Here is a 14,510-nt window from a genome sequence, read left to right as displayed (position 1 = left end):
GGCATGCGATCCATCCTGGAAATGAGGGGTTCGCAAAGCCTAGCTCATGCGGCCGCAGTGAGGGCCGAGATCCGCACTCATAGCCCCATCTTCTGCAGCAAAATAGCGCTCCAGCCCCATCTCAGTCCCATATGGCCTTTTTTCAGATGCCAAAAACCACAAAAACATGACTTTCTCTAGGAAAATCATGGGTTTGCGTTTACTGAATGTGGAGGTGAAGGAGAGATTCGAACCCGCATCATTTTAGATGTACACCGCACCCCATTCAGCGTCCACGCAATGAGTGCTTATGGCCGTTTTCTGCCCGTCGCGAGACGGCAGAAAACGACCCACAGCGGACTTCCCGTTTGCCCGCCAAGAGCGAAACCACTATTTGGGCATTAGGACCGTATCGATCACATGGATCACACCGTTGGACTGCATTACATCGGCAATGGTAACTGCGGCCTTGCCGCCTTTTGCATCCATCACCCAGAGCTTGCCCTCGTGCAACATTACGGTCAGGGATTCACCCTGAACCGTTTTCAACATCGTTTTGCCGTTTTGCATCTTGGCCTCGGCCATTAGTTGCTTGGCGGTATGGGTACCGGACACGACGTGATAGGTCAGGATTTTGGTCAGGTCCGCTTTGTGTTCTGGTTTGACCAAGGTATCGACGGTACCGGCGGGTAGTTTGGCAAACGCTTCATTGGTTGGCGCAAATACGGTGAATGGGCCTTTGCTATTGAGCGTGTCGACCAGATCGGCGGCTTTCACCGCCGCCACCAATGTCGTGTGATCCTTCGAGTTTGCGGCGTTTTCCACAATAGTCTTGTTCGGGTACATAGGCGCTCCACCGACCATGACGGTATCGGCGGCAAAGCCGGGTGATGCGGCAAAGCAGAGGACAGTAAAGCAAGCTGCTGCGATGCGATGGGCAAAGGTGAGCATGATGAGTCTCCTAATTCTTCGGCCCTTCGGATGAAGGTAAGCAATGTACGGGGCAAGCGCCGAATCGGATGCATCACATCGAAGATATTTTGCCCTGGGCGATGACCGGCCCGGTCGGAAGCCCGGTAGGGGAACCGTTCGGGGGCTCCAGGGATACGGCAAGTACCGCTTCTGTGGTCAGCGCAGCGGCCAGATCAACGGGGAGCGTCAACATCACGCTCGCATTGGTGGGCAACAGGCCAAGCGAGCGTGGTTTGCCGTCAGCAGCGATCACCCAGGCCTGGGCGGTGTTGTTCTGCCAGTCGACGGTACGGGTGGGTATGAACAAGACGCTGCCATTGGGCTGCATCGTTACTGCGAACAGGGTATTGCCGTCGCTTTGTTCCAGGCGGGCGAGTAACGGCGGTGATGACGGCCGGGATGGCTGAAAAATAATAAAGACACTCACCAACAGAGCGGCGGCTAGGGCCCCTGCCGTCAAGCGCCAGATCCTGAGTTCACTCCTCCCCTTGGAGCGTACTGGTTGGCTGCTGACGTTCGAAAACAGTTGTTGTTCGATCTTCTTCCAGGTATCCGGTGGCGGGCTGACCTCGGGTACCTGGTCGAGCCAATGGGCGAAGTGTTGCTGCCACGCCGCGATAGCGGTCTGGTAACGAGGATCGCGAGCTGCCATTGCTTGCACGTGTTCACTCTCTTCGCGGGTCAGTACGCCTAAAACGTACTCTGCGATCAACAAGTCCGGATCATTCTCTGGAGGCAATTTGTTCTCGCTCATAGGCCAAGACATATCCGCAATCGGAGAAGCCCGCGACGTATCCAGCTTTTGATGGTGCCCAGCGGAATACTGTGGCGTTTGGCTAACTCGGCATATGAATAACCCTCAAAAAATGCCACGCGAATATAACGCTGCTGGTCTTCTTCCAGTGTCGCTAGGCAGCGTTCTATTTGAGCCCCTTGGCACTCCCGCTCGACCGTGTCAGTGAGTGTGTCCCCTACCGACGAATCCTGGTGGTATTCGATTGGCTCATGTTGATGTTGAGATCTCCGCCTGTCTATGGACTTGTGACGGGCTATAGTCGCTAGCCAGGTAATGGCGCTGGCCAGTTGCGGATTGAAGCTGGACGCCTTGAGCCACGCATTGGTATAGACCTCCTGCAGCACTTCTTCTGCCTCTGCCCGATTGCCCAAATAGTGCAGGCATATGCCAAACAGCTTGGACGACGTCGTACGGTACAGAGCCTCGAAGGCCAGACGATTCCCCGTGCCGCAGGCCTGTAATAGGACGTTTTGCGCGTTGCTACCTGTTTCGATCTCGCTGAGACAACTGGTACCCGGTCTATTTGTCACATGATTGACTCCTGCAGATCTTGCAGCAACTGTAGTCTGCTTTTTGCTCAGCGTGGAGCCCGAGATAAAGCCCCGCAGCCGCAACATCCGGTTAGGATGCGTAGCGGTCCTCTTTTGGCCGAAAGCGGACTTTCTACCAGGTCCACTGATCTGTCTTCGATAAAGAAAAAGCCCCCTTGTCGTCACTGACGATGAGGGGGCTTTTTCGATGTTTCGTAGACGCAGATCCCGTACCAATTTCCGTACCAGTAAGCGTGTATTGGTATGGAACATCAGGTTGTTCTCGGAGCTAACCCTTTGATTTTATTGCCCCTGATAACATACCGAACACCTCGACACATCGCGGTGTAATTCTGTTCCAGGGACATGAAACTACCTGTGGGGATTTTCGCAAAGGGCAAGGGTACGGTGGCGGACACAACCCTGCAAGTTCGATGTAACGACGTTATTCGTCGCGACCTTCCATCATCGTGCGTTTGAGCATCACGTAAACCGCCCCGGCGCCACCATGTTTAGCCTGGCACGAGGCAAAGCCGAGCACTTGTGCATGCTGGCGCAGCCAGGTGTTGACGTGGCTTTTTATCATCGGCCGCTTGCCGTCCAGCCGCACAGCCTTGCCGTGGGTGACGCGCACGCAGCGGATTTCGAATTTGGTTGCTTCGGCGAGGAATGCCCAGAGGGTTTCGCGAGCTTTTTCCACGCTCATGCCGTGCAGGTCGAGGCTGCCTTCGAACGGAATCTGGCCGATCTTGAGCTTGCGCATCTGGCTTTCCTGCACCCCGTCGCGCGCCCACATCAACTCGTCTTCCGGGCCGACGTCGATCACGAACTGATCGGACAAGCCGTCAATGATCGTGCTGTCGGTGCGCACGGTGGCCGACTGACGCAGTTTGGCGATCTGGGCGCGATCGGTCTTCGGTTTGCCGGTGTCGGCGCGATCGTGTTTGATCGGCTTGACGCCGCGCAGCTCGTTTTTGAACAGGGAAAAATCGTCGTCTTGCATGTCAGCCTCCGCGAAGGGCGGCCAGTTTACCCAAGTAGACACAAAACGGCCCGGCAAAAAGCCAGGCCGTTATTCAATCGTGTTTTTTCATCAGGTGTGGCGACATGTTCAGTTCGCGCGATTGCCGTGCGCGACGCCGGCAGCGACGCCAAAGCGCCACGCCGAAATACAGGAACAACAGGCCGACCGCGAGAATGATCGCCGAACCCATCGGTGTTGCGTTCAAGTCGCCAAGCGCAGGCGGGCGCCCCAGCAGGCTGGCGGCACCGGCCATCGCCAGCAGCACGCCGAACGTCGCCAGAATGGCAGCAATCGCCGCGCCAAATCGAAAACGCCAGTTGCTTTGGCCTTTGGGCCGTAAGCGGCGTGCGTCAAATCCATCGGATAACTTCATTCCGACCTTCCTCAATGGGTATCGGCCCTTCGACCGGGAGTTGACCGGGTTGTTCCTGAGGCTAAGACAATTGCGCCAAATGCGAGGCTTTTGCGGATGAGCGGCGGTTTTGCCCGCTCACCGAAGATTGGATCAGACCAGATCCTGAGTCAGCGCGAGCGTGGCGAAGTTGTCCGCCATGATCGCCATTTCCGCTTCCTGAACCTGTTCGGCACTGAGCACGCGGCCCTTGAACGGCAAGTCACGGGTAGCGCAGGCGTCTTCAACCAGGGTGCAGCGGAAACCCAGGTTCTTCGCCGCGCGCACGGTGGTGCTGACGCTGGAATGGCTCATGAAGCCGCAGACGATCAGGTCCAGCGATCCAAGATTCTGCAGTCGTTCCAGCAAGGCGGTGCCGTGGAATGCGCTCGGCAGCAGTTTATCGATGATCGCTTCATCGCCCTGCGGCTCGAGGCCGGGGATGAACTCGCCACGTTCGCCCTGCGGGTCGAACAGACCGCCGACAGTGCCGAGGTGGCGCACATGCACGATTGGCCGGCCGGCGGCGCGGGCCGCAGCGACAATCTGTTTGATGTTCGCGACCGCCGCGTCCATGCCGCTCAGGGCCAGCGGGCCGCTGAGATACTCTTTCTGGGCATCGATGATGACCACGGTGGCATGGCTCAACGTGGCCGCTGCGTAACCGCGACCGCTGAGTTGAAACATCGTTTTTGGAACGGACATTCTGGGGCTCCTTGGGGTGGGGCTTTTGCGACATTGTCCTCTGGCTGAGCGGTTCTGTGAATCGCTACCATCGTAGGCACCGTCGTTGTTGGCCTGCAGCCTTGTCAAGTTACACGTTCTGTTCAATAGCTGATGGAAAAAATCGAAGAGTCCTACGGTCGCACGGGTTTTTTCCTGCGTCGTCGTGGCGCGTTTTGGCTGGTAGAATCGCCAGTCGTTTTTTCTGGAGTTCTGCCCCGTGATCACTTCCCGACTTCGTACCCTGCGCGACCACATCCGTTGGGCCGTCAGCCGCTTCCATGGGGAGGATCTGTTTTTCGGCCATGGCACCGACAACGCCTGGGACGAAGCCCGGCAGTTGGTCCTCGGTGCGTTGCACCTGCCATGGGAAATTGCCGACAGCTACCTCGATTGCGCACTGGAAGAGGACGAACTGGTCAATCTGCAACGCATGCTCAAGCGTCGTATCGAAGAGCGCATTCCGACGGCTTATTTGCTGGGCGAGGCGTGGTTCTGCGGTATGTCATTCATCGTCGATGAGCGCGTTTTGATTCCGCGTTCGCCAATCGGCGAGCTGATCGAAAACCGTTTTGCGCCGTGGATTGGTGAAGAGCCTGCGCGGATTCTCGACCTGTGCACCGGCTCCGGGTGCATCGGTATCGCCTGCGCCTACGAGTTCCAGAATGCCGAAGTGGTGTTGGCCGATCTGTCGTTCGAAGCGCTGGAAGTGGCCAATCAGAACATCGAGCGTCACGGCGTCGATGAGCGTGTGTACACGGTGCAGGGCGATGGTTTCGATGGTTTGCCCGGTCAGCGTTTCGACCTGATCGTGTCGAACCCGCCCTACGTCGATGCGGAAGATTTCGCCGACATGCCGGACGAATATCAACACGAACCGGAACTGGGCCTGGCCTGTGGTGATGACGGTCTGAACCTGGTGCGCCGGATGCTCGCCGAAGCGGCGGATCATCTGACCGAGAAGGGTTTGCTGATTGTCGAAGTGGGCAACAGCCAGGTGCACGTTGATGCGCTGTACCCGGAAGTGGATTTTGCCTGGCTGGAATTCCAGCGCGGCGGGCATGGCGTGTTCATGCTGACGGCGGAACAGTGCCGCAATCATCAGGCGCTGTTTGCTTCCCGCGTTTAACCCTTAAAAGCATCGTCGGAACGCCGCCCGGACCAAGCCCGCTCCCACAGGTTTTGTGTGTATCGCATCATTCGGATACGACTCGAATCCTGTGGGAGCGTGGCTTGCCCGCGATAGAGGCGCCTCGGTCTCAAGCCTTCAGCGGTGCGTTGCAATCCAGATCAACAACCCCGTCTGAAACACCGAAAACGCCACCAGACACGTAATCGTAAAACGCAAACCCGCGTCTTCACGCTTGAACTTGCTGACCTTGTCTTCCTGCACTTTCAGCTTTACTTCCTGCTCTGCCAGATTCTGCTCGGCCTGCTGCAACATCTGCGCAGCTTCGAGAATCTCGACGATCTGCAGCTTTTCGCTGTTCCAGTCGCCAACTAAATCACCGACCTGCGCCTCTTTGACGCTGCCCTTCAAATGCTGCGCATCGGCATACGCCACGTCAAAACCATGCACGCGCAGAAAGTGATCGCGGCGCAGGCGGGTGTCTTCGTTCAGCGCGTCCTTGTTGTTCAGGTCCATGCCGTCGACGGTGTAGGCGGGCCAGCGTTTCTTGGCCCAAGTGATGCCCTGAGCCGCCATGAAACGGCCGATGCCACGGTTCAGCGGTTCGATCTGCAAACCGCTGTCCGGGCCGAAATGCACGCGTTTGGTCTTGTGATCGACCCACACATCCAGAAGATTCTGCTCCTTGCGCACGCGCTGGCCGGGCAGCTTGATCGCCATGCGCATCAGGCTTTGTTCTTTGCTGTTGCGCTCGGCGTAGCCGAATTCGACGAAACGCAGCGGCCGTCCGCCGGTGTTGCGGTCGGTCTTCAGCGGCGCCAGACGGAGCATTTTGTGGTGCTCGACGTGGACGTCCGCCCACGGCAGCTCGACCGCTGGCGGCGCGTCTTTTTCAGCGGTGGTGTCGGGTGAAGTCTGGGTATCAGTCATAACGGCGAGATCCTGTCCAAGCCCTGCTTGTCGCCAGCCGGTACGCTGGCGACAAAGGCTTATCGGCCGTTTTCTGCAGGACTGGAGGGGAAACCGTGCTTAACGGGTGCGAATTCCGTCAATAAAGTCGAGGATCTGTGAACCCAGTTCCGCTGCCAGTGGCAGATTCGGGTCTTTATAGGAGGCCAATTGCCGCTTCAGATCATTGGGCACGATGCGCAGCACGTGATTCATGCCTTCGATCAGCGCCAATCTGGCGTCCGGTTTGGCGACTTTGAGCAGTTTCGCGTCATCGACCTGCACCTGAATGTCGTTGCTGCCCTGCACGATCAGCGCCGGCATTTTCAGTTGGGCGAAGGCTGCCGCCGGATCCTGACGGAACAGCGAGATCAGATACGGCTGCACGCTCGGACGGAAAATCACCTGCAATTGTGCGGGCACGTTGTCGTCAGTGCGCCCGGCCTTGAGGCTGTCGAGCAATTCGTTGCTGCGCAGCATCAGTGGCGGCGGCAGGCGCTGCGACAGTTGCTGACGGATCACTTGATCAACCGGCCGCGCGCTGCCGGACAAAGAAATGACTGCCGCTGCATCGACTTTCGGCGCGGCGAGGCTGGCAATCAACGCGCCTTCGCTGTGGCCGAGCACGATCAACGGCCCGAAACGCGGATCAGCCTTGAGCTTCTGGCCCCAGGCGACGGCGTCCGCCACATAAGCTTCGATGCTCAGATTGCGCTCGTCCGGGGTCACCGCCAGGCTCGCTGCCACGCCGCGCTTGTCGAAACGCACGCTGGCAATGTTGTGTTTGGCCAGCACCCAGGCCAGCCGTTTGAGGCTGTCATTGCGTCCGCCGTCCGGGTTGTTTCCGTCGCGATCGGTAGGACCCGAGCCAGACAGAATCAGGACAACGGGCACAGGCGTGTCGGACTTTGGCAGCAACAGCGAGCCGAAAAGTTCGCCGCCATCGGTAGGCAAAGTGATAGGTCGTTGCAGGACAGTCGCCTGAACAAAGCCGCTAAACAGGGTAAGACTCAATATCAAAACTCGCAGCATCATCACGCCATCATTCGCCAAGGTGCCGGTTGGACTCACCAACACCGCTAAGGTTCGAGGATGAACTACTCGGTTAGCCTGCGTATACTGGCGCGCATCAAGAATCAGGTTTGATTTCACGGAGCGTCCTGCATGTCCGGCAATACCTATGGCAAGTTGTTCACTGTCACCACCGCGGGCGAGAGCCATGGTCCGGCGTTGGTCGCCATTGTCGACGGCTGCCCGCCGGGCCTGGAGATTTCCCTCGAAGACCTGCAGCGCGACCTCGATCGCCGCAAGCCGGGCACCAGTCGCCACACCACCCAGCGCCAGGAAGCCGACGAAGTCGAAATCCTTTCCGGCGTGTTCGAGGGCCGCACCACCGGCTGCTCGATCGGCCTGCTGATCCGCAACACCGACCAGAAGTCCAAGGATTACTCGGCGATCAAGGATCTGTTCCGTCCGGCCCACGCCGACTACACCTACCACCACAAATACGGCGAGCGCGATTACCGCGGCGGCGGTCGCAGCTCGGCGCGGGAAACCGCCATGCGCGTAGCGGCCGGGGCGATTGCCAAGAAGTATCTGGCCAGCCAGGGCATCGTCATTCGCGGTTACATGAGCCAACTCGGCCCGATTGAAATCCCGTTCAAGTCCTGGGACTCGGTGGAGGACAACGCGTTCTTCAGCCCGGACCCGGACAAAGTGCCGGAGCTGGAAGCCTACATGGACCAGTTGCGCCGCGATCAGGACTCGGTCGGAGCGAAGATCACCGTGGTAGCCGAAGGCGTGATGCCGGGTCTTGGCGAGCCGATTTTCGATCGCCTCGACGCCGAACTGGCCCACGCGCTGATGAGCATCAACGCCGTCAAAGGCGTGGAAATCGGCGCAGGTTTCGCCTGCATTGCCCAGCGTGGCACCGAGCATCGCGATGAAATGACCCCGGAAGGTTTCCTCAGCAACAACGCTGGCGGCATTCTCGGCGGCATCTCGTCCGGTCAGCCAATCGTTGCGCATCTGGCGCTGAAGCCAACATCGAGCATCACTACGCCGGGCCGTTCGATCGACGTCCACGGCAACCCGGTGGATGTGATCACCAAAGGCCGTCACGACCCGTGCGTCGGCATCCGCGCCACACCGATTGCCGAAGCGATGATGGCCATCGTGTTGATGGATCACCTGCTGCGTCACCGTGGCCAGAACGCCGACGTGCGCGTGAGCACCCCGGTGCTGGGTCAGCTTTAATGGCTGACCCGCAAGCCGCCGCAGTCTGATCGGCGTGGCGGCGCTCCCGTACTGGCGGCTGTCCAGTTTCTATCTGTTCTATTTCGCCTTGCTCGGTTCGACAGCGCCGTTTCTGGCGCTGTACTTCGATCACCTCGGATTCAGCCCCGCACGCATTGGCGAGCTGGTGGCGATCCCGATGCTGATGCGCTGCGTGGCGCCGAACATCTGGGGCTGGCTCGGTGACTACACCGGCAAACGCCTGGCCATTGTGCGCTTCGGCGCGGTGTGCACGTTGCTGACCTTCTCGCTGATCTTCGTCAGCAAAAGCTACGCGTGGCTGGCGATGGTCATGGCGCTGCACGCGTTCTTCTGGCACGCGGTGTTGCCGCAATTCGAAGTCATCACGCTCGCGCATTTACAAGGCCAGACCTCGCGCTACAGCCAGATTCGCCTGTGGGGTTCGATCGGTTTCATCATCACCGTGGTCGCGCTCGGTCGCTTGTTCGAATGGCTGAGCCTGGATATCTACCCGGCGGCGCTGGTGCTGATCATGGCCGGCATCGTTCTCAGCAGTTTGTGGGTGCCCAACGCGCAACCGGTGCAGGGCGATCGACCGACCGGTGATGGCTTTCTCAAACAGCTGCGCACTCCCGGCGTACTGGCGTTTTACGGCTGCGTTGCGCTGATGCAAATGAGCCACGGGCCGTATTACACGTTTCTGACTTTGCACCTGGAAAAACTTGGCTACACGCGAGGCGTGATCGGCATGCTCTGGGCGGTCGGCGTCGTTGCCGAAGTGCTGATGTTCATGGCCATGAGCCGGATTCTTGCGCGCTTCTCGGTACGCCGGGTGCTGATGGCGAGTTTTCTGCTGGCAGCGTTGCGCTGGTTGCTGCTAGGTTCGTTCGCCGAATTCCTCTGGGTATTGCTGTTCGCTCAGGTATTGCACGCGGCCACGTTCGGCAGCTTTCATGCGGCTGCCATCCAGTTCGTGCAACGTAGTTTCGGCGCGCGTCAGCAAGGGCAGGGCCAAGCGTTGTACGCGGCACTGGCCGGCACCGGCGGCGCGCTCGGCGCGTTGTATTCCGGCTACAGCTGGAATGCCCTTGGCGCGACATTGACCTTTAGTATTGCCAGTCTCGCAGCGCTCGCCGCTGCCGTTATCATTGCCACCCGAATGCAAGAGGACAGGCCATGAGCCTTACGCGTGAACAGCTTGCCCGGCAAATCGTCGACGCCGGGCGTTTTCTTTATGGTCGCGGCTGGTCGCCAGCCACTAGCAGCAACTATTCGACGCGCCTGTCGCCGAGCGAAGCGCTGCTGACGGTCTCTGGCAAACACAAAGGTCAGTTGGGCCTGGATGACGTGCTGGCTACGGATATGTCCGGCAACAGTCTGGAACCGGGCAAAAAGCCGTCTGCCGAAACCCTGCTGCACACCCAGCTCTATAACTGGCGCGCGGAGATCGGTGCGGTGTTGCACACGCATTCGGTGAATGCCACGGTGCTGTCGCGCCTGACTCCGGAAGATTTCATCGAGTTCGAAGACTACGAACTGCAAAAAGCCTTCAGCGGCATTTCGACCCACGAATCGCGGGTGCGCGTGCCTATCTTCGATAACGATCAGGACATTGCGCGCCTCGCCGCCAAGGTGCAGCCTTGGCTCGACGCCCATGCGGATTGCGTCGGTTACCTGATTCGCGGCCACGGCCTCTACACCTGGGGCGCAGGCATGAACGATGCGTTACGGCAGATCGAGGCCTTTGAGTTCTTGTTTGAATGCGAGTTGAAAACCCGCAGCCTGTTGAACCGTTAACGGCAGACTTGCACCCAAGTCGCCAACCGCCTGATGCAGCGCTACGCCCGACCGGTAACCACAAACCGGACGGCGCGGCCGTTACCGAGGAATCGCCCCATGAGCAGCCTGTCCGTTTATCACATCTCCAGCCCTGAAGTGCCGAACAAGGTGCTGACCCATCACGAAGACATCGCCTCGACGCTCGCCGAGCAGGGCGTGCGCTTTGACCGCTGGCAAGCCGCGGCGAAGATTCAGCCTGGCGCCAGTCAGGAAGAAGTGATCAGCGCTTACAAAGAACAGATCGATAAACTGATGACCGAACGCGGTTACATCACCGTCGATGTCATCAGCCTGAACAGCGATCACCCGCAAAAAGCCGAACTGCGCGCCAAGTTCCTCGAAGAACACCAGCACGGCGAGGACGAAGTACGATTTTTCGTCGCCGGGCGTGGCCTGTTTACCTTGCACATCGACGATTACGTGTACGCCGTGCTCTGCGAGAAGAACGATCTGATCTCGGTTCCGGCCGGCACGAAGCACTGGTTCGACATGGGCGAGCATCCGCACTTCGTGGCGATCCGCCTGTTTAACAACCCGGACGGCTGGGTTGCCAAATTCACCGGCGAAGACATCGCCGGTCGTTTCCCGCGTCTAGAGGACTGAGTAAATGTCGATCAAAGTCATTCTCACCGATATCGAAGGCACCACCAGCGCGGTGAGTTTTGTGTTCGATGTGCTGTTTCCGTATGCGGCCAAACACCTGCCGGACTTTGTGCGCCACAACGCCGAGCGTGCCGATGTCGCCGAGCAATTGGACGCCGTGCGCCGTGACAGCAATGAGCCGCAGGCCGACGTTGAACGTGTCGTTGAAATCTTGCTGAGCTGGATCGCCGAAGATCGCAAAGCCACGCCGCTCAAGGCATTGCAAGGCATGGTCTGGAAGCAGGGTTATCAGGCCGGGCAGTTGCAGGGGCATGTTTACCCGGACGCTGTTGAAGCGTTACAGCGCTGGCATCAGGCCGGTTATCAACTGTTTGTGTATTCGTCCGGCTCGATCCAGGCGCAGAAGCTGATTTTCGGCTGCTCGGAAGCGGGCGATCTGACGCCGCTGTTCAGCGGTTACTTCGACACCACCTCCGGGCCGAAGCGCGAGGCGCAGTCTTACAGCAACATCCAGCGAGCGATTGGCGTTGAAGCGCAGGAGATTCTGTTTCTGTCGGATATCGTCGAAGAGCTGGATGCCGCTCAGTCAGCGGGTATGCAGACCTGCGGTCTGGCCCGTGAAGGCGGGGAGTTGGCAGGGCATGTGACGGTCGATAGCTTCACCGGGATCGAACCGGAAGCTTTCTAGTCCCACAGGGTTTAGCACTGCGCACAAAAAACAGGCCGTGAAGCGAAAACTTCACGGCCTGTTTGTTTACAGCGAATTGATTACAGCGAGTGATAAGTCGGCAGGGCAAAACGCTGCTGGCTTTGCAGCATGGCGATTTGCGGCAGCTCGCTGGCTTGTTCAGCCAAGTCACGACGAATCGCGCTGATCGCCCAAGACAGTTGGTCGCCGGCATGCAACTGCTGATAAGTCAGGGCACGTTTAAACGTCTTGCCGTCGGCGCTGCGCAGGGTCAACAGAATCCCGCCATCAGGACGTGGCGCGGTGGTGACGTCGAAGTTGGAGAACAGCGAGGTAAATTTTTCTTGAATCAGGCTCATGTTTTTCAGCTCCGTATGCACTTGAATGGCAAGCATGCATAGAGAGTTGCAGTGATTGTGCCAGCACCGACATTTTTAAAAAAATATATAAATCAACAAGTTAAAAATTAGTTAATTTCCAAAGCTCGTGCAATCTGCATGAATGGCCATCGTGCATCCTGCATTTTGCGTGATCGACCTCCAATTAACGGAACCAAACCGCACCCTCGCGATCTCCCACTCGCTAACGCGCCTGGCGGATACAAAACATTGCAAAAACCGCATGTACAGCCCGAGAAGCGCTGACGTACTTTCAGCCTCAACCTTCGCTCGCAAGTGCCGGTTGCCTCACTCGATTGCCCGACAATAAAAATCCGATCTGCACGCCAAGGTCGAACGGGAGCTGCCATGCGTCACGCGCCAAACGACACGATTACCTGGGGCATGATGCTCCGCAAACTGCCGACCATCGCCAAAGCCATCCCACGGCTGGTCAAAGGCATGAAGGTGGCCAACGTCAAGGATCCGACCCAAACCTGTGGCCTGGGCTTCACCTTCGAGCAAGCGACCCTGCGCAATCCCGACGGCCCTGCGTTGTTGGCCGGTGATGTGCTGCTGAGTTACGCACAGGTCAACCAGTGGGCCAATCGCATCGCGCATTACCTGACCGGGCAGGGCGTCAGCAAAGGTGACGTGGTGGCGGTGTTCATCGAGAACCGTCCGGAATTACTGGTGACGATTCTGGCACTGGCCAAGGTCGGTGCGGTCAGCGCGCTGCTGAACACCTCGCAGACCCGCGATACGTTGATTCACAGCGTGAACCTGGTTGCTCCAGTGGCCATTGTGGTCGGCGAAGAATTGTTGCCGGCCTTCGCGGCGGTTCGCGAGCAAGTGTCAATTGCACCCGCGCGCGCCTGGTTCGTAGCCGATCAGGACACGTTCGCCCATCCCGGCGTCGCGCCCGAGGGCTACATCAATCTGATCAGCGCCAGTGCCGATGCATGCAGTGACAACCTGGCCAGCAGCCGGCAGATTTTTTTCGACGATCCGTGTTTCTACATCTACACCTCCGGCACCACAGGGTTGCCCAAGGCCGGCGTGTTCAAGCACGGCCGCTGGATGCGCAGCTCGGCAAGCTTCGGCATGATCGCCCTGAACATGCGCCCGGACGATGTCGTCTACTGCACTTTGCCGCTGTATCACGCCACTGGCTTGTGCGTGTGCTGGGGTTCGGCGATCAGCGGCGCCTCGGGCTTCGCAATCCGCCGCAAGTTCAGCGCCAGTCAGTTCTGGGGCGATGTGCGGCGTTACCGTGCGACCACCATCGGCTACGTCGGCGAATTGTGTCGCTATCTGGTCGATCAACCGACCAGCGCCGATGACAATCGCCACGACGTGCGCAAGATGATCGGCAACGGTTTGCGGCCGGGCGCGTGGGCTGAGTTCAAGACGCGGTTTGCCGTTGAACACATTTGCGAGTTGTATGCGGCCAGCGACGGCAACATCGGCTTCACCAACATCCTCAATTTCGACAACACCATCGGCTTCTCCTTGATGGCGTGGGAATTGGTGGCCTACGACCATGAAACCGGCGAGCCGACGCGCGGCGGCAATGGCTTCATGCGCAAGGTCGGCAAGGGCGAGCAGGGCTTGTTGCTGGCGCGGATCGACGACAAGGCGCCGCTCGACGGCTACACCGACCCGCAGAAAACCGCCAAAGTCGTTTTGCACGACGTGTTCAGCCGTGGCGACCGTTTCTTCAACACCGGCGATCTGCTGCGCAACATTGGTTTCGGCCATGCGCAGTTTGTCGATCGTCTCGGCGACACTTACCGCTGGAAGGGTGAAAACGTCTCGACCACTGAAGTCGAAAACCTGCTGCTGCAACATCCGAATATCTGCGAAGCCGTGGCCTATGGCGTGGAAATCCACAACACCAACGGCCGCGCTGGTATGGCCGCGATCACACCGACCGAATCCCTCGCGACGCTGGATTTCGCCGAATTGCTGGCGTTCGCCCGGCAACGCATGCCGGCCTATGCGGTGCCGCTATTTCTGCGGGTGAAGGTGAAAATGGAAACCACCGGCACCTTCAAATACCAGAAAACCCGCCTGAAAAACCAAGGCTTCGACCCGGCGCTGGTCAGCGACGATCCGGTTTATGCGTGGTTGCCGGGGAGCGAAACCTACGTGCAGGTCACCGATCAGGTCATGGCCGAAATCCGCGCGGGCAAATACCGTTATTGAAATTGGCTATGCGCGCGCATGAAAAAAAGTGGGTGACAGCTTCTGTC

16 protein-coding genes are annotated in these 14,510 nt (G+C 58.7%); 7 read left to right on the top strand and 9 right to left on the bottom strand.

Annotation, left to right across the window (positions count from 1 at the left end; translation table 11 throughout):
* Positions 1-369 precede the first annotated feature (369 nt).
* From ACOI8A_RS27730 to ACOI8A_RS27705, 6 genes are all read right to left on the bottom strand, one after another.
* Positions 370-930, bottom strand: a complete 561-nt coding sequence (locus ACOI8A_RS27730) for a fasciclin domain-containing protein (RefSeq protein ID WP_420651506.1) — start codon at positions 928-930, stop codon at positions 370-372.
* A 73-nt stretch (positions 931-1,003) separates the two neighbouring features.
* Positions 1,004-1,705: an anti-sigma factor gene (locus ACOI8A_RS27725; protein WP_420650417.1), complete on the bottom strand. Its 702-nt coding sequence runs from the start codon at positions 1,703-1,705 to the stop codon at positions 1,004-1,006.
* Entirely contained in the window at positions 1,702-2,550 is an 849-nt protein-coding gene (locus ACOI8A_RS27720; RefSeq protein WP_420650418.1) for a sigma-70 family RNA polymerase sigma factor, read from the bottom strand. Before ACOI8A_RS27720 ends, ACOI8A_RS27725 begins: the two co-directional genes overlap by 4 nt.
* Before the next feature lie 172 nt (positions 2,551-2,722).
* Complete coding sequence (locus ACOI8A_RS27715) at positions 2,723-3,280, bottom strand: Smr/MutS family protein (RefSeq protein WP_420650419.1); 558 nt, start codon at positions 3,278-3,280, stop codon at positions 2,723-2,725.
* Between the two features lie 73 nt (positions 3,281-3,353).
* Positions 3,354-3,674, bottom strand: a complete 321-nt coding sequence (locus tag ACOI8A_RS27710) for a hypothetical protein (RefSeq protein ID WP_007914024.1) — start codon at positions 3,672-3,674, stop codon at positions 3,354-3,356.
* A 132-nt stretch (positions 3,675-3,806) separates the two neighbouring features.
* Positions 3,807-4,397: a cysteine hydrolase family protein gene (locus ACOI8A_RS27705; protein ID WP_420650420.1), complete on the bottom strand. Its 591-nt coding sequence runs from the start codon at positions 4,395-4,397 to the stop codon at positions 3,807-3,809.
* 238 nt (positions 4,398-4,635) lie between these two features.
* Here ACOI8A_RS27705 and prmB point away from each other — a divergent pair, with 238 nt between their 5' ends.
* On the top strand, positions 4,636-5,544 hold the full coding sequence (gene prmB, locus ACOI8A_RS27700; RefSeq protein WP_420650421.1) for a 50S ribosomal protein L3 N(5)-glutamine methyltransferase: 909 nt from the start codon (positions 4,636-4,638) through the stop codon (positions 5,542-5,544).
* 138 nt (positions 5,545-5,682) lie between these two features.
* Here prmB and ACOI8A_RS27695 read toward each other — a convergent pair whose 3' ends face one another.
* Positions 5,683-6,474, bottom strand: a complete 792-nt coding sequence (locus ACOI8A_RS27695; protein WP_420650422.1) for a hypothetical protein — start codon at positions 6,472-6,474, stop codon at positions 5,683-5,685.
* Positions 6,475-6,573: 99 nt separating this feature from the next.
* Positions 6,574-7,527, bottom strand: a complete 954-nt coding sequence (locus ACOI8A_RS27690; protein ID WP_420650423.1) for an alpha/beta hydrolase — start codon at positions 7,525-7,527, stop codon at positions 6,574-6,576.
* Positions 7,528-7,656: 129 nt separating this feature from the next.
* On the opposite strand from ACOI8A_RS27690, the gene aroC reads away from it, so the two are divergent.
* From aroC to mtnC, 5 genes are all read left to right on the top strand, one after another.
* Positions 7,657-8,748, top strand: coding sequence for a chorismate synthase (gene aroC / locus ACOI8A_RS27685; protein ID WP_420650424.1), 1,092 nt, complete (start codon positions 7,657-7,659; stop codon positions 8,746-8,748).
* A gap of 34 nt (positions 8,749-8,782) precedes the next feature.
* Positions 8,783-9,928 (top strand): MFS transporter, encoded by a 1,146-nt coding sequence (locus ACOI8A_RS27680; protein ID WP_420650425.1) that lies wholly within the window; start codon positions 8,783-8,785, stop codon positions 9,926-9,928.
* Entirely contained in the window at positions 9,925-10,545 is a 621-nt protein-coding gene (locus ACOI8A_RS27675; RefSeq protein WP_420650426.1) for a methylthioribulose 1-phosphate dehydratase, read from the top strand. Before ACOI8A_RS27680 ends, ACOI8A_RS27675 begins: the two co-directional genes overlap by 4 nt.
* A gap of 99 nt (positions 10,546-10,644) precedes the next feature.
* Complete coding sequence (locus tag ACOI8A_RS27670) at positions 10,645-11,190, top strand: 1,2-dihydroxy-3-keto-5-methylthiopentene dioxygenase (protein WP_420650427.1); 546 nt, start codon at positions 10,645-10,647, stop codon at positions 11,188-11,190.
* A gap of 4 nt (positions 11,191-11,194) precedes the next feature.
* On the top strand, positions 11,195-11,878 hold the full coding sequence (gene mtnC, locus ACOI8A_RS27665; protein ID WP_420650428.1) for an acireductone synthase: 684 nt from the start codon (positions 11,195-11,197) through the stop codon (positions 11,876-11,878).
* A gap of 80 nt (positions 11,879-11,958) precedes the next feature.
* On the opposite strand, the gene ACOI8A_RS27660 is transcribed toward mtnC, so the two are convergent.
* Positions 11,959-12,237: a DUF3509 domain-containing protein gene (locus ACOI8A_RS27660; RefSeq protein ID WP_420650429.1), complete on the bottom strand. Its 279-nt coding sequence runs from the start codon at positions 12,235-12,237 to the stop codon at positions 11,959-11,961.
* Between the two features lie 387 nt (positions 12,238-12,624).
* Between ACOI8A_RS27660 and ACOI8A_RS27655 the strand changes: the two genes are divergently transcribed.
* Positions 12,625-14,463, top strand: a complete 1,839-nt coding sequence (locus ACOI8A_RS27655) for a long-chain-acyl-CoA synthetase (protein WP_420650430.1) — start codon at positions 12,625-12,627, stop codon at positions 14,461-14,463.
* Positions 14,464-14,510: the final 47 nt, after the last annotated feature.

Origin of the sequence: Pseudomonas sp. P4795, from assembly GCF_048822895.1 — a bacterium.
Lineage (GTDB): Bacteria > Pseudomonadota > Gammaproteobacteria > Pseudomonadales > Pseudomonadaceae > Aquipseudomonas.
This window is presented reverse-complemented; position numbering and strand designations above follow the sequence as displayed.